The sequence below is a fragment of the Arthrobacter sp. zg-Y238 genome, assembly GCF_024385525.1.
Classification (GTDB): domain Bacteria; phylum Actinomycetota; class Actinomycetes; order Actinomycetales; family Micrococcaceae; genus Arthrobacter_B; species Arthrobacter_B jinronghuae.
In genome coordinates this window covers 518,143-532,672 of the sequence record NZ_JANFLU010000010.1, presented here as the reverse complement: position 1 = coordinate 532,672, position 14,530 = coordinate 518,143, and the positions used below count along the sequence as shown (strand labels likewise).

The window sequence follows — 14,530 nt, the reverse complement described above, 5'->3', positions numbered from 1 at the left end:
CGAATGGAAGGAAGCCTCAGATGAGCGAAGAGCGCCCCACCGAGGAACGGCATGTTCCGGTGCTGCGCGACCGCTGCATCAACCTCCTGGCTCCTTCCATCGAAAGCGCCGTGGCCGACCACGGCCGTGCGGTTGTCGTAGATGCCACCCTGGGAATGGGCGGGCACACCGAAGCCATGCTGCAGCGGTTCCCGCAGCTTCACGTGATCGGGATTGACCGGGACCGGCAGGCACTGGCACTGGCCGGCGAGAGGCTGGAGCCGTTTGCGGACCGGATTGACCTGGTCCATGCGGTCTACGACGAGATAGCGGATGTCGTCACGGACCTTGGATTCGAGGGAATCGACGGTGCGCTGTTCGATCTGGGCGTTTCCTCGCTGCAGCTCGATGAACGGGACCGCGGCTTCGCCTACTCGTACGATGCGCCCCTCGATATGCGGATGGACACCACCCGCGGACGTACCGCTGCAGACATCGTCAACACCTACGGTGAGGCGGAGCTGGTAGGCATTATCCGGAAATGGGGGGAGGAGAAGTTCGCAGGGCGAATCGCCTCCGCCATTGTTGCTGCACGTGCTTCGAAGCCCTTCACCACCACCGGTGAGCTTGTCGAGGCGATCCGCGGGGTTGTCCCGGCGGCGGCTGCGCGAACCGGCGGGCATCCTGCCAAGCGAACGTTCCAGGCCCTGCGCATCGAGGTGAACGAGGAACTCGATGTCCTCGAGCGGGCCATTCCCGCATCGTTGTCGGTGCTGAATGTGGGCGGACGCGTGGTGGTGATGTCCTACCACTCGCTCGAAGACAAGATCGTCAAGGGCGTCTTCGCCGCAGGAGCGCGGTCCTCCGCCCCCAAAGGCTTCCCCGTTGAACTTGAACAGCACAAGGCCCAGCTCAAGAGGCTGACCAAGGGCACCGAGGTGCCTACGGACGAGGAAATTGCTGAGAATCCCCGTGCGGCCTCCGCAAAACTCCGTGCAGTAGAACGAATCCGCAAACCCATGGATGGGGCCAGGAAATAATGAGTGAACGTCGGCCATCGGCCCGATTCAGCACCATGGCGTCAGGCGCCGTTGTCGGTAACACGGCGCGCGCGCTTGATTGGGATGCTGCGGCGGCCCCTGCCACCACCGTAAAGCGGCGCACCCCGCTGTCCCTGGTGCCTGCAGCCTCACGCCGCAAACGTGCCCCGTTCGCGGTCTTCTGCTTCGCTGCCCTCGTCCTCGGACTGGCCTCGGTGCTGTTGCTGAACATCTCGGTTTCCAGCGGCCAGTACGAGCTGGTGCAGCTGCAGAGCCAGAAGGCGGAACTGGCCCAGCGCAACGAAGCGCTGACCCAGAAGATCGAAAACCACCAGGCACCCCAGGTCCTGGCTGCTTCCGCGGCCGATCTCGGCATGGTCTCTTCGCCCAGCTTCGGCACCATCGACCTCCAGACCCTCGCTGTCACCGGCAGCCCGGAGGCGGCCAAGGAAGGCGAGCCTGCCGAGCTGCTGATCGGGGCACCGAGTGTCCTGACCCAGCCGATCACCCCCGCACCCTCCGTGGTTCCGGAAGAACCGCAGGAATCGGTACGGGCGCTCGTGGAGCAGGAGGAAGCCGCCGCACGCGAAGCAGCAGCCGCAGCCGCAGCAGCCGAAGAAGCCGCACGGACTCCGGAAGCGGATCCGGCCCAGTCTCCGGACATAGTCCCTGAAGGCGAACTGAACGGCGGAACCATCCCCGCACCCGTACAGCGAAGCGGAAACTAATCGAAGCTAAGCAGTCAGCAAAATTTAGGCATGAACGAGGACACGTTGTGGCACAAAAATCCGGCCCGGACAACCACAGGGTGGCCATCGTAACCGGACGCCTGCGCACCGGACTGATCCTGGCCCTGGCACTACTGCTCGCGCTCGGACTTCGGCTGTTCCATGTCCAGGCACTGGACCCCGACGGCATGGCGCAGAGCGCCGTGGATAACCGGCTCGTGACGGTAACCGTACCGGCGCTGCGCGGCAGCATCCTTGACTCCAACGGCAATTACCTGGCCCGAAGCGTTGAGCGGTTCGACATTGTCGTGGACCAGCGCCTTTCGCAGGACATCGGCGAGAAATTCAAGCGCCGCGACGCCGAGGGGAAACTCCAGGACGTTACCTTCGACCAGGCGTTTGAGGAACTTGGCGCCATCCTCGGGCAGGACCCGGAAACCCTGCGCTCAGCACTGCTGGGGGAGAAGGGCTTCAACTTCGTTGCCAAAACCGTCACCCCGGAAATCAAGGAAAAGGTCCTCGCCGTAAAGTTCCCGGGGATCTACGCGGACCGGACGACGCTGCGGACCTACCCCTCCGGGTCGGTAGCCGGGTCCATTGTGGGCTTCCTCGGCACCGAAGGCGCGCAGGAAGGCCTTGAGCTGACCCAGGACGAAATCCTGGCCGGCGAGGCCGGCAGCAAGACCTACGAAATCGGCGGCGACGGTATCCGCATCCCCTACGCCACCAATGAGGATGAACCCGTCCACGACGGGGAATCGATAAAGCTGAGCATCGACCAGGACCTGCAGTGGTTTGCCCAGCAGACCATTGCCGCACAGGTGGATGAGTACGACGCCGAGTGGGGCAACATCGTGGTCATGGAGGCCGATACCGCCCGAGTGATCGCGCTGGCGGAATCCACCACGGTGGACCCCAACAATCCCGGCGCAACCCCGGCGGAGTCGCGGAAGGCACGGTCCGTCACGGACTTCTTCGAGCCCGGCTCCACCACCAAGGTCATCACCATGGCGGCCGCCATCGAAGAAGGCATCACCACCCCCGAAACGCGGCTGGAGATCGAACCCACCTACACCGTCGACGGCCAGACCTTCAAGGACGCCGTCCCGCACGGGACCGTCAAGATGACCGTAGCGGGTGTGCTGGCCAAGTCCATGAACACCGGAACGGTAATGGTCGGTCAGCAGCTCACGCCGCAGCAGCGGTACGACTGGCTGCGGAAGTTCGGGATCGGCCAACCGCTGAACGTTGGACTCAACGGCGAAACCGCAGGTCTGCTGCCGGAACCCGATGCCTGGGACGGACGGCAGCAGTACACCGTGCTGTTCGGGCAAGGCCTGACGCAGACAGCGCTGCACACGGCAAGTGTCTTCCAGACCATTGCCAACGACGGCGTGCGCGTCCAGCCGAGCATCATCGACTCCGTCATCAAGGAAGACGGCACGGAGCAGCCCATCGAAAAGGAACCGGGTACGCGGGTTGTCTCCGAGGAGACCGCGGTGCAGGTCCAGCACATGATGGAAACGGTCACCAAAGACGGCTCCGGCAAGACCGGTGAGTTGAAGCAGTACCGGGTCGGTTCCAAGACGGGAACGGCTGAAGCCCCCGGGCCGAACGGCGGCTATTCAGGCTCAACCCTCTCTTATGCTGGTATTGCACCCATGGATGATCCGAAGTACGTGGTTGTGGTGACCCTCCAGCGGCCCCAGGGCGACCTCTACTACATCATTCCGGGCCAGTCCTTCCAGAAGGTCATGGAACAGACGCTTGTCAGCAACAACGTCCCGCCTTCCACCGGTGAACCCGAGACTTACCCCATTGAGTACTAATTCCTGGAGCATTGAAGTGCCGATAAGTGAAAATCCTTCCGCCGGATCCGGTCTCCGTCCCGGTGCCGTCGAGCCGGTAACCGTCCGCGCCGCCGTGCAGGCACTGCCTGCACAGCTGCGGGACGTTTCCCCTGCCGCCGGAACGGCGGATGCAGCCTGGGATACGGAGCTCTCGGGACTCACGATCAATTCCCGTGAGGTGCTCCCCGGCGACCTCTATGTGGGCATTGCCGGTGCCCGCCACCACGGCGCCCGTTTCGCAGGCGCAGCGGAAGCGGCCGGAGCGTCGGCGGTCCTGACCGACGAGGCGGGGCTGGCCCATCTGGCCGACCTGCACATTCCGGTCTTCGTTGCCGGTGATGTCCGCCGGCTGGTGGGGCCGCTGGCCGCCGCCGTCTTCAACAGCGTTCCTGCGGACGGCCCCCGCCCCACCCTGTTCGGCATCACGGGCACCAACGGTAAAACCACCACCTCCTACTTCGTGAACTCGCTCCTGCAGTCGCTCGGACGCACCACCGGGCTGATCGGCACCATCGAGATCCTCGCCGGCGGGGAAGCCATTCCGAGCGTCCTGACCACGCCCGAATCACCGCAGGTGCACGGGCTGCTGGCCTTGATGCGCGAGCGGGGCCTGGACGCCGCCACCATGGAGGTCTCCTCCCACGCGATCACCTACCGCCGCGTTGACGGTGTCCGCTTCGACGTCGCCGGGTTCACCAACCTGACCCAGGACCACCTGGACCTGCACGGGTCCATGGAGGAATACTTCGCTGCCAAGGCAGCACTGTTCCAGCCGGACCGGGCCCGCCGGGCCGTCGTCACGGTAGATGACGAATGGGGAGTGAAAATGGCAGCCCGGGCGGGGGTACCCGTCCTGACGCTTGCGACGGACGGCACAGACCGCGACGCCGATTGGTCCGTTACGGACATTGCGCCCCGCGGGCTCGGACACTCCTTCAGTATCCGCGGACCGGTTGGGGAGCAGCTGCGGGTCTCCACCGCCCTGCCCGGAACTTTCAACATCTCCAACGCCGCGCTGGCCACAGTGATGGTGCTGGCCTCCGGCGTTCCCGCAGAAACCGTGCAGGCGGCCCTGGACGCCCATGATCCGTTCACCGTCGAGGTGCCCGGACGGATGCAGCTGATCGCCGAAGAGCCGGCAGCCATCGTTGACTTTGCCCACAACCCCGATGCCCTGACCCGCACCCTTGCCTCCGTGCGGCGTCCCGGCGGCGACTCGCGGGTGATCATCGTCTTCGGGGCCACCGGCGAGCGGGACCAGACCAAGCGTCCGCTGATGGGAGCCATCGCGGCCCGGCTTGCCGACGTCGTCGTCGTCACCGACGATGACCCGCACGGCGAAGACGCCGCCGCTATCCGCGCGGACGTCCTGCGCGGTGCCGAGGGTGCACGGACCGAGGAAAACCTGCCGTGCGTCATTGAAGAAGTCGCGCCCCGTGCCGTTGCCATCGACCGTGCCGTTGAACTGGCCCGTCCGCAGGACACCGTGCTGGTGGCCGGCCGCGGCCACGAAGTGTGGCAGGAAGTCATGGGGGAGAACCTTGCCCTGGATGACCGGGTGGAACTGCGCCGGGCTTTGACAAGATACGGATTCAGTGCCCTTTCGAGCGACGGGGTAGAGTCCTAAATCGTCATGATTGAACTTAATGCAGCCGAAATAGCGGCAATTACAGGCGGCCAGCTGATCGGCCCGGCCGCACAGACTCCGGGTCTAGTCGTGACTTCCGCCACCACGGATTCGCGCGACGCCGTACAGGGCGCGCTTTTCATTGCCAAGCCCGGCGAGAACTCGGACGGCCACCTCTTCGTGGGAGCCGCTTTTGCCCGCGGCGCCATGCTGGCGCTCGTCGAGCGGCCGGTGGCCGACGACGCGGGTGCGCTTTACCCGGGCGTGATGGTCCCCGACGTCGTCCTGGCCATGGGTACCCTTGCCGCGGAGATTGTCCGCCGGCTCCGGGAGCACGGCGAACTGACCGTCATCGGCATCACGGGATCAGCCGGCAAGACCACTACTAAGGACCTGCTGGCCGGCGTCCTGGCCGAGGCCGGTCCCACCGTCGCTCCGGTAGGTTCCTACAACGGCGAAGTCGGCCTCCCGCTGACCGTGTTCACCGCCGGCTACGGCACCCGCTACCTCGTGATGGAAATGGGTGCCACCCGCATCGGCAACATCCGCTACCTCGCGGAGATGGTGAAGCCGGATATCGGCGTCGTCCTCTTCGTAGGTTCCGCGCACGCCGGTGAGTTCGGCGGCGTGGACAACATCGCCGTCGCCAAGGGAGAGCTCGTCGAAGCGCTGCCCGCCGGCGGCACCGCCATCCTTAACGCGGACGACATCCGCGTCGCGGCGATGGCGAAGCGCACCCAGGCGCCCGTCCTCTACTTCACCTCCTCGCCCGAGGAAGCGCACGGTGCCAAGAACGCCGTCCGTGCCCTGGATGCACGCACCGATGCCGAGGGCAGGCCCGTCTTTACGCTGCTGCTGCCCGACGGCAGCCGCCACGAAATCCGCTCCGGGCTCATCGGCGCCCACCACACCGCGAACCTGCTGGCGGCCGCTGCCGCGGCCTACGCCGCGGGCATTCCGGGCGAGCAGATCGCCGCGGGGCTTTCCGGCCGCGCTGCAGCCAGCCGCTGGCGCATGGAGCGCACCGACCGCGCCGACGGTGTCACGGTGATCAACGATGCCTACAACGCGAACCCGGAATCCATGCGGGCAGCCCTGCGCACCCTGGCCGAACTCGGCCGGGAACGGCGCACCTGGGCAGTCCTGGGCGAAATGCTGGAGCTTGGCGAGGATGCCGTCACCGAACACGACGCCATCGGCCGCTACGCTGTCCGGCTCAATATTTCCAAACTCATCGTCGTGGGCACAGGTGCCCGCGCCATGCACACCGGTGCGGTCATGGAGGGCTCCTGGGGGGAGGAATCCACCTTCGTGGAGACGGTGGAGGATGCCGAACGCATCCTTGCCGAATCCCTCGCGCCCGGCGACCTTGTCCTGTTCAAATCCTCCAACGGGGCGGCCCTGCGCTTCCTCGGCGATCGGATAGCCTTGACCCCTGTACCACCGTCCGCAGCAACTGATCCGGCGAGTGCGCCGGCGCGCACCGAAGGGACCGGAGGAGAGAACCTGTGATCTCCCTGCTTGTAGGGTCTTCGCTGGCTCTGGTCTTCGCCTTTGCCGGAACACCCCTGTTCATCCGTTTCCTGGTGCGGAAAGGGTACGGCCAGTTCGTCCGCGACGACGGCCCCACGTCCCACCACACCAAGCGCGGCACCCCCACCATGGGCGGCGCCGTCATCGTGGCCTCCGTGGTGGCCGCGTACTTCCTCACCCACCTCATCAGCGGCATGCTCGGCTTCGGGTCCTTCAGCCCGACGGCGTCCGGCCTGCTGGTCCTGCTGCTCACCGTGGGTATGGGCATGGTCGGCTTCATTGACGACTACACCAAGATTTCCAAGCAGCGCAGCCTGGGCCTGAACGCCAAGGCAAAGATCATCCTGCAGGCAGTCGTCGGCATCACCTTTGCCGTGCTGGCCCTGCAGTTCCCCAATGAGCAGGGCAGGACGCCGGCGTCGACCGCGGTCTCCTTCATCCGGGACACGAACTTCGACCTCGCCTTCGCCGGAACGGTGATCGGCGCGATCCTGTTCGTGATCTGGTCACTGGTCATCATCACCGGCACCACCAACGGCGTGAACCTTGCCGACGGCCTCGACGGCCTGGCCGCCGGTGCCTCGGTACTGGTGTTCGGGGCGTACTTCCTGATCGGGATCTGGCAGTACAACCAGAGCTGCGGCCGGCCGGGCGCCGAGGGCGTCTGCTACGAGGTCCGCGACCCGATGGACCTGGCCCTGCTGGCCGGTGCCATGGCGGGTGCCCTCATCGGCTTCCTCTGGTGGAACACCTCGCCAGCGAAGATCTTCATGGGCGACACCGGCTCACTGGCCATCGGCGGCGCCATTGCCGCGTTCGCCATCCTCTCGCGGACCGAACTGCTGCTGGTGATCCTTGCCGGCCTGTTCGTGATCATCACCCTCTCCGTCATCATCCAGGTGGGCTACTTCAAGCTCAGCGGCGGCAAGCGCGTGTTCAAGATGGCTCCGCTGCAGCACCACTTCGAGCTCAAGGGCTGGGCCGAGGTCACCGTGGTGGTCCGGTTCTGGATCATCGCCGGCCTCTGCGTGGCCGTGGCGCTGGGCATCTTCTACGCCGAATGGGTGGTGGGACTGTGAGTGCACCCCTTGCCGAACTGACCACGTGGGACGCCGACTGGAGCGGACTGCGCGTAGTCGTCACCGGCATCGGCCTCTCCGGCTTCTCCGCAGCGGACACCCTGATTGAACTCGGGGCCCGGGTAGTAGTGGTGGACGCCAGGGACACCGAGGAGAACCGCGCCAAGGCGGACACCCTTCGGATTGTCGGCGCCGCGGACATCCTGCTCGGCGCCGACGCAGTGGCCGGGCTTCCCGCGGTCGACGGCGAAGCCCCTGACCTCGTGGTGACCTCACCGGGCTTCCGGCCCACGCATCCCGTGCTGGCGGCAGCCGAGGCCGCGGACATTCCCGTCTGGGGCGACGTCGAGCTGGCCTGGCGGGTGCGTATCCGCGAAGGCCGCAAGACCGCACAGTGGCTGGCCATCACCGGGACCAACGGCAAGACGACCACCGTTTCGATGACCGAAAGCATGCTCCGGGCCGCCGGACTGCGCGCCATCGCAGCCGGCAACGTCGGGACTCCCATCCTGGATGCGATCCGGGATCCGGAAGGCTATGACGCCATTGCCGTGGAACTCTCCAGCTTCCAGCTGCACTGGACACACTCCATTTCCCCGCTGGCCAGCGTGTGCCTGAACATCGCCGAAGACCACGTGGACTGGCACGGCTCCTATGAGGCCTACCTGGCCGACAAGGCGAAGATCTACGAAAACACGCAGGTCGCCTGCATCTACAACGCCGAGCAGTACGAGACCGAGCGCATGGTCGAGGAAGCCGACGTGGTGGAAGGCTGCCGCGCAGTAGGCTTCACCACCGGCGTGCCGGCCGTGAGCATGGTCGGAGTGGTCGAAGGACTGCTGGTGGACCGGGCCTTCATTGAACAGCGCAAGGACTCGGCCGCGGAGCTTGCAGCCATGACCGACCTGGGCGAGTACGCGCCCCGGCATATGGTGGCCAACGCCCTGGCCGCTGCTGCGCTGGTGCGTGCCCTCGGCGTCGAACCGGCGGCGGTCCGGGACGGACTGCGGGCCTATGCGCCGGGAGACCACCGGATCCAGCCCGTGGCCCGCCTCAACGACATCCTTTGGATCAATGACTCCAAGGCGACCAACCCGCATGCGGCGTCGGCATCGCTGGCTGCCTTCTCCAGCGTTGTCTGGATTGCCGGCGGCCTGTCCAAGGGGGTCAGCTACAACGAGCTGGTTGCTGAGCACCGGGGCCGGCTCAAGGCCGTGGTGCTGATCGGAGCGGACACCGCCGATCTGCAGGCAGCCCTGGCACAACACGCACCCGATGTACCGGTCATCCACGCCCTTGTGGAGCAGACTGGGGAACGGCAGCTGACGGCGGCACCGGTCACCAGTGCCGAAGAGATCATGGGCAGGGCAGTCGCCGCAGCGGCCGCCGTGGCCGAAGCAGGAGACACAGTGCTGATGGCGCCGGCAGCAGCTTCCATGGACCAGTTCACTTCCTATGCCCACCGCGGCGAGGCTTTCATCGAAGCCGTCGCAGGATATATGAGCGAACAGCAGGCACCGGGACAGGCACAGACTCCGAAGGAGCCCTAGATTGGTCACCACGCCCACCGGCAGCAAACGCAAACCGGTCCTGCGCCGGAACCCTGCGGCCACAGCCACTAACGGTACGGGCGCGGTGACAGCGAAAACCGGCCCTGCAACGGAAAAGCCCGCTCGGAAGACGGCAGCCGCGAAGCCGGCCAAGCCGCCGTCGCTCATTGAACGCTTCCTGGTCTTCCTGGAGGGCAGCGGACGCAGCGCCACCGGCTCCAGCTACTACACGATCCTCGGCGCCACCCTGGCTTTGACCGCCATCGGCCTGATGATGGTGCTTTCGGCGTCCTCGGTGGAGTCCATTGCCGCCGCGGCCGGCAGCGATGCGGGAGCGGCTACGACCTTCGATCTGTTCCTGAAGCAGTCCATGTTCGCTGCGGCCGGTGTTGTGGCCATGCTGGGGCTCTCGCGGCTCGGCCCGCCGCACTACCGGTTCCTCTCGTGGTTCCTGTACGGCGTTGCCGTCATCCTGCTCATCCTGGTGCTGGTGATCGGCAAGGAAGTCAACGGCAACAAGAACTGGATTGAAATCGGGCCCATCACGGGACAGCCCTCCGAAGCCGCGAAGCTGGCCATGGCCATCTGGTTCGCGGCGGTCCTGTCCCGGAAGGGGCGGCTGATCAACGAATGGAAACACGCCCTTATTCCGGTGGTCCCCGGCGGCGGGATCCTGATTGTCCTAGTCATGCTCGGAAGCGACCTCGGCACCGTGATCGTGATGGGCATGATCATGGTTGCTGCCCTGTTCTTCGCCGGAGCCCCCCTGCGTTTCCTGGGCGTCCTCGCGGCCGGAGCAGCCGTGGGAGCGGTACTGATGTCCCTGGTGAGCAGCAACCGCTCCAGCCGGATCAGCGCCTGGCTCCAGCTGGACTGCAGCACCGGCCTCTGCGACCAGGCCAACGCGGGCATGTACGCACTGGCCTCCGGCGGCTGGCTGGGAGTGGGCATCGGCCAGAGCCGGCAGAAATGGAACTGGATCCCGGAAGCCCATAACGACTTCATCTTCGCCATTATCGGCGAGGAGTTCGGCCTGCTGGGAACGCTCGTCGTAGTCAGCCTCTTTGCCGTCCTCGCCATCGCCACGGTCCGGGTCACCATGCGCCACACCGACCCGTTCATCCGCATTGTCTGCGGTGCCATCCTGGTCTGGATCATCGGACAGGCTTTCGTGAACATTGCCATGGTGACCGGGTTGCTTCCCGTCATCGGCGTTCCGCTGCCGTTCATTTCCTACGGCGGCTCCTCCCTGACCTTCACGCTCGCCGCCGTCGGCGTCCTGCTTTCCTTTGCCCGCAAAATCCCCGAAAGTGAACCAACAGCTCCATGACGCAGCCTTCCCTCTCCGTAGTCCTGGCCGGAGGCGGCACCGCCGGGCACATCAGCCCTCTCCTGGCCATTGCAGATGCCGTCATGGCACGCCGTTCCGACGCCCGCATCACAGTGGTGGGGACCGCATCCGGAATGGAAACACGCCTGGTGCCCGCGGCGGGCTATGAGCTGGCGACCATCGACCGGGTCCCCATGCCCCGGCGGCCTTCCGCGGACCTGGCCAAACTGCCGGGCCGCCTGATCCGTGCGGTGCGCCAGGCCGGCGAGATCCTGGACGCTGCGCAGGCCGACGTCGTTGTGGGCGTGGGCGGCTATGTTTCCACGCCGGTGTACCTGGCGGCCCGCCGCCGGTCGCTTCCCGTGATCGTGCACGAAGCCAACGCGCGTCCCGGGCTGGCCAACCGAGTGGGTGCCCGCTTCGCGGCCGTGACAGGCGTGGCCTTCGAATCCACCCGCCTGCCCCGGGCGACGTGGGTCGGCATGCCGATGCGCCGGGAAATCTCCGGGCTGGACCGCCGTGCCGCCCGGAACGCGGCACGGTCCGCCCTCGGGCTGGAGCAGGACCGGCCCACGCTGGTGGTGACCGGAGGCTCTTCCGGTGCCGCGAGCATTAACCGGGCAGTGGAGCACGCCCTTCCGGCATTGGCGGCGGCCGGTATCCAGACGCTGCACATCACCGGCCGCGGAAAGTCCCTCGTGGACGCCGACGGAAAACCGATCGCCGCCCGCGGCTACACCCAGGTGGAGTACGTCGACGGCATGGAGCAGGCCTACGCGGCCGCGGACCTGCTGCTGGCCCGCTCCGGGGCGGGAACCGTCTGCGAAATCAGTGCGGTGGGGCTGCCTGCCGTCCTGGTTCCGCTGCCGCACGGCAACGGCGAACAGGCACTCAACGCCGAAGCCCTGGTGGCTGCCGGCGGGGCGCTGACGGTTGCCGATTCCCTCTTCACAGCCGAGTGGATTTCCGACAGGCTGATACCTTTGCTGGCCGATCCCGAGGCATTGGAAGCCATGGCAAAGGCATCGGCGGCGTTGGGTATCCGTGACGCGGACTCCCGGATGGCTGCATTCATCCTCGAAGCAAGCGATAGGTCAAAGGCATGAACCGGCTCAACCCGACAGACCTTGGGAACGTACACTTCATCGGCCTGGGCGGCGCCGGCATGTCGGCCGTTGCCCGGGTACTCCTGGCCCAGGGCATTCCGGTTTCCGGCTCCGATTCCAAGGACTCGGCGGGACTGCGTGCCCTTGAAGCACTGGGGGCGACGGTGTTCGTGGGGCACGACGCCGGACACGTTGCCGGCGCCGACACGGTAGTCGTGTCTACGGCAATCCGCGAGCAGAACCCGGAACTTGCAGCGGCGCGGTCCCGCGGGCTGCGGATCATCCACCGCTCGGTTGCGCTCTCCGCGGCAATGGGGGAGCAGGACCTCATTGCGGTGGCCGGCACCCACGGCAAGACCACCACCACGGCCATGGTGACCGTGATGCTGCGCGAGGCCGGCCTGGATCCTTCCTTCGCCATCGGCGGCGATGTTGCCGCCCTTGGCGTTAATGCGGCCCACGGCGCCGGACCGGTCTTCGTGGCCGAAGCCGACGAATCGGACGGGTCCTTCCTGAACTACAACCCGCGGATCAGCGTGGTCACCAATGTCGAGGCCGACCACCTCGACCACTACGGCACCGAGGAAGCGGTCTTCGCCTCCTTCGACGCCTTCACCGCGCTGCTGCCGGCGGAGGGACTCCTTGTTGCCTGCGCGGACGACGCCGGTGCCGTAGCCCTGGTCGAACGTTGTCCGGGAGTCCGGGTAGCCACCTACGGCTACGCGGACGGCGCAGACGTGCGGGTTACGGCTACCCGCCCGGCCGGCGCCGGCTCGGTCAGCACCCTGCAGTACACCGTGGACGGCCGTGACGCCGAGGTGCAGCTTGCCCTGCAGGTTCCGGGCGCGCACAACATCCTGAACGCGGCTGCCGCCTTTGCCGTGGCCCTGGAACTGGGCGTTGATCCCCGGGTGGCCGCAGCGGGGCTGGGTACGTTCTCCGGAGCCGCCCGGCGGTTCGAATCCCGCGGCAGCGCACGCGGCGTGCAGGTGTTCGACGATTACGCCCACCATCCCACCGAAGTCCACGCCGCACTGAAGGCTGCCCGCACAGTGGCCGGAGGGCACCGGGTGCATGTGTTGTTCCAGCCGCACCTGTTCAGCCGGACCCGCAATTTTGCGGCGGAGTTTGCGGCCGCCCTGGACCTGGCGGATACCGCCACCGTGCTGGACATCTATCCGGCCCGGGAAGATCCGATTGAAGGCGTGACCAGTGAGCTGATCACGTCCCGCCTGCACGTCCCCGGCGGCTATGCCGATAGCCCGGACCTCGCGGTGGCCCGGGTTGCTGACGGTGCCGGCGAGGGAGACATCATCCTGACCGTTGGCGCCGGTGACGTCACCGTCCTCGGATCCGAACTGGTTGCCCGCCTGTCCGCCGTTCCGGCCCGTCCTGCCGCCACCGCTGGGAAAGCCGCCAATGGCCGGTAGGAAGCGCTCCGGGAGCGACGACGAGACCATCACCGCCACGCGGGCCCTGGAGCCGGAAGACCAGACGGTCCGGCCTGCCGCCGGTTCCACCGCCGTCCGGCCCGCTTCCGGCGCCCCCAAGGCGAAGTCCGCGGGGCAGTCTGCCGGGAAGCGGAAATCCGCGGTGAAGGCTGCGGGCCCTTCAGCCGACAAAGTCCCGGGCCGCCTGGCCGGAACCCGGCGCTCCGCAGGCAAGTCCCCGGCGCCGGGCGCCAACAGCGCGAGCACGGACGGAACGGTCCTGGCATTTCCGGAACCGCCCGGCAGGCGGCGGCGCAGGGCAGCCTGGATCACGGCCGGCTCCGCGCTGTCCGTCACCGCACTGTTCTTTGCCCTGTTGTTCTTCTCACCGATGCTCGAGCTGAAGACCGTAGTGGTCGAGGGCACCACGCTGCTGCCCCGTGAGCAGGCTGAAGCAGCGCTGGAACCGTTGAAGGGGCAGACCCTGCCCACCATTTCCGACGCCGACGTGGAAGGGCTGCTGAAAGACCGCCCGGAAATCGAAAAGATCGAGGTCGCAGCGCAGCCACCGTCCACCCTGGTGGTTACGGTTACCGAACGCATTCCCGTGGCCGTGCTGCAGGACGGTGACACGCATGTCCTCATCGATGAAGAGGGCCGCCGGCTGGCAGTAGCAGCCGACCGGGCAGCGGTCGCCCTTCCGCTTATCGCCGGCGGAAGCGAAGCCATTAACGCGAGCGTTTTCCCCAGTATCACGGCCGTACTGGCGGCACTGCCGCCGGAGGTGCTCGGCCGGCTGGAGAACGCCTCCGCCCAGACGCTGGATTCGGTCGAACTGAAGCTTAAGAGCGGGCAGACAGTATTCTGGGGGAGTGCCGATGCCAACGAGGCAAAGGCACGGGTGCTTGAGGCGCTCCTGAAGATGGAGCCGTCTGATCCGCCGGTGCAGGTTTACGACGTGAGTACGCCCGACCGCCCGGTGACGCGTTGACCGGCGCGGAGGACGGCCGGAAACCGTGTGCCGCACCGGACCCGGCCGAGGGGATTTTCGGGGGTCCGAAGCAGGTGATGCTGCGCGGGAGTGAGGAAAGATTCCTCCGACACGCGGGGCCGGTATTTGCGGAAGCGGCGCTGGCCCCATAGCGTCTCAAGTAATGGATTACTTGACATAACTATAACCCTCAAGTTGAGGGTTAGGGTTGTGTCGGTTCAAGGTTTTCGGCCGGGCGTCCAGTGGGAATCTCCGGGATTCCGCTGGAAACCACGGGGGCGTCGGCG

General features: G+C 66.4%; 11 protein-coding genes. All 11 read left to right on the top strand.

Going from position 1 to position 14,530, the window contains the following annotated elements:
- Positions 1 to 20 precede the first annotated feature (20 nt).
- Genes rsmH through NNX38_RS11415 form a run of 11 tightly spaced genes read left to right on the top strand, consistent with a single transcriptional unit; the run spans position 21 to position 14,243 of the window.
- Positions 21 to 1,019 carry a 16S rRNA (cytosine(1402)-N(4))-methyltransferase RsmH gene (gene rsmH / locus NNX38_RS11465; protein WP_255798102.1) on the top strand — a complete coding sequence of 333 codons (999 nt, stop codon included), beginning with the start codon at positions 21 to 23 and terminating at the stop codon, positions 1,017 to 1,019.
- Positions 1,019 to 1,747 (top strand): hypothetical protein, encoded by a 729-nt coding sequence (locus NNX38_RS11460; protein ID WP_255798101.1) that lies wholly within the window; start codon positions 1,019 to 1,021, stop codon positions 1,745 to 1,747. The genes rsmH and NNX38_RS11460 overlap by 1 nt, the downstream gene beginning before the upstream one ends.
- 47 nt (positions 1,748 to 1,794) lie before the next feature.
- The gene (locus NNX38_RS11455) at positions 1,795 to 3,576 is read left to right on the top strand and encodes a penicillin-binding protein 2 (RefSeq protein WP_255798100.1); all 1,782 of its coding nucleotides are present in this window, start codon (positions 1,795 to 1,797) and stop codon (positions 3,574 to 3,576) included.
- A complete protein-coding gene (locus tag NNX38_RS11450; RefSeq protein WP_370646428.1) occupies positions 3,566 to 5,224 on the top strand; it encodes a UDP-N-acetylmuramoyl-L-alanyl-D-glutamate--2,6-diaminopimelate ligase in 1,659 nt (552 codons plus the stop codon). The genes NNX38_RS11455 and NNX38_RS11450 overlap by 11 nt, the downstream gene beginning before the upstream one ends.
- A gap of 6 nt (positions 5,225 to 5,230) precedes the next feature.
- The gene (gene murF / locus NNX38_RS11445) at positions 5,231 to 6,736 is read left to right on the top strand and encodes a UDP-N-acetylmuramoyl-tripeptide--D-alanyl-D-alanine ligase (RefSeq protein WP_255798099.1); all 1,506 of its coding nucleotides are present in this window, start codon (positions 5,231 to 5,233) and stop codon (positions 6,734 to 6,736) included.
- Complete coding sequence (mraY, locus tag NNX38_RS11440) at positions 6,733 to 7,836, top strand: phospho-N-acetylmuramoyl-pentapeptide-transferase (RefSeq protein WP_255798098.1); 1,104 nt, start codon at positions 6,733 to 6,735, stop codon at positions 7,834 to 7,836. Before murF ends, mraY begins: the two co-directional genes overlap by 4 nt.
- Positions 7,818 to 9,386 carry a UDP-N-acetylmuramoyl-L-alanine--D-glutamate ligase gene (murD, locus tag NNX38_RS11435; RefSeq protein WP_255798097.1) on the top strand — a complete coding sequence of 523 codons (1,569 nt, stop codon included), beginning with the start codon at positions 7,818 to 7,820 and terminating at the stop codon, positions 9,384 to 9,386. Before mraY ends, murD begins: the two co-directional genes overlap by 19 nt.
- 1 nt (position 9,387) lies before the next feature.
- Positions 9,388 to 10,716, top strand: coding sequence for a putative lipid II flippase FtsW (gene ftsW, locus NNX38_RS11430; protein WP_255798096.1), 1,329 nt, complete (start codon positions 9,388 to 9,390; stop codon positions 10,714 to 10,716).
- Positions 10,713 to 11,822, top strand: a complete 1,110-nt coding sequence (gene murG / locus NNX38_RS11425) for an undecaprenyldiphospho-muramoylpentapeptide beta-N-acetylglucosaminyltransferase (protein ID WP_255798095.1) — start codon at positions 10,713 to 10,715, stop codon at positions 11,820 to 11,822. Before ftsW ends, murG begins: the two co-directional genes overlap by 4 nt.
- Positions 11,819 to 13,252 carry a UDP-N-acetylmuramate--L-alanine ligase gene (gene murC, locus NNX38_RS11420; protein ID WP_255798094.1) on the top strand — a complete coding sequence of 478 codons (1,434 nt, stop codon included), beginning with the start codon at positions 11,819 to 11,821 and terminating at the stop codon, positions 13,250 to 13,252. The genes murG and murC overlap by 4 nt, the downstream gene beginning before the upstream one ends.
- Positions 13,242 to 14,243 carry a cell division protein FtsQ/DivIB gene (locus tag NNX38_RS11415; protein WP_255798093.1) on the top strand — a complete coding sequence of 334 codons (1,002 nt, stop codon included), beginning with the start codon at positions 13,242 to 13,244 and terminating at the stop codon, positions 14,241 to 14,243. The genes murC and NNX38_RS11415 overlap by 11 nt, the downstream gene beginning before the upstream one ends.
- Positions 14,244 to 14,530 lie beyond the last annotated feature (287 nt).

Bases quoted from the DNA above. Each gene is read 5' to 3' on its own strand.
- rsmH (WP_255798102.1), top strand. From the start codon at position 21: ATGAGCGAAGAGCGCCCCACCGAGGAACGGCATGTTCCGGTGCTGCGC.
- NNX38_RS11460 (WP_255798101.1), top strand. From the start codon at position 1,019: ATGAGTGAACGTCGGCCATCGGCCCGATTCAGCACCATGGCGTCAGGC.
- murF (WP_255798099.1), top strand. From the start codon at position 5,231: ATGATTGAACTTAATGCAGCCGAAATAGCGGCAATTACAGGCGGCCAG.
- murD (WP_255798097.1), top strand. From the start codon at position 7,818: ATGGGTGGTGGGACTGTGAGTGCACCCCTTGCCGAACTGACCACGTGG.
- murG (WP_255798095.1), top strand. From the start codon at position 10,713: ATGACGCAGCCTTCCCTCTCCGTAGTCCTGGCCGGAGGCGGCACCGCC.
- murC (WP_255798094.1), top strand. From the start codon at position 11,819: ATGAACCGGCTCAACCCGACAGACCTTGGGAACGTACACTTCATCGGC.
- NNX38_RS11415 (WP_255798093.1), top strand. From the start codon at position 13,242: ATGGCCGGTAGGAAGCGCTCCGGGAGCGACGACGAGACCATCACCGCC.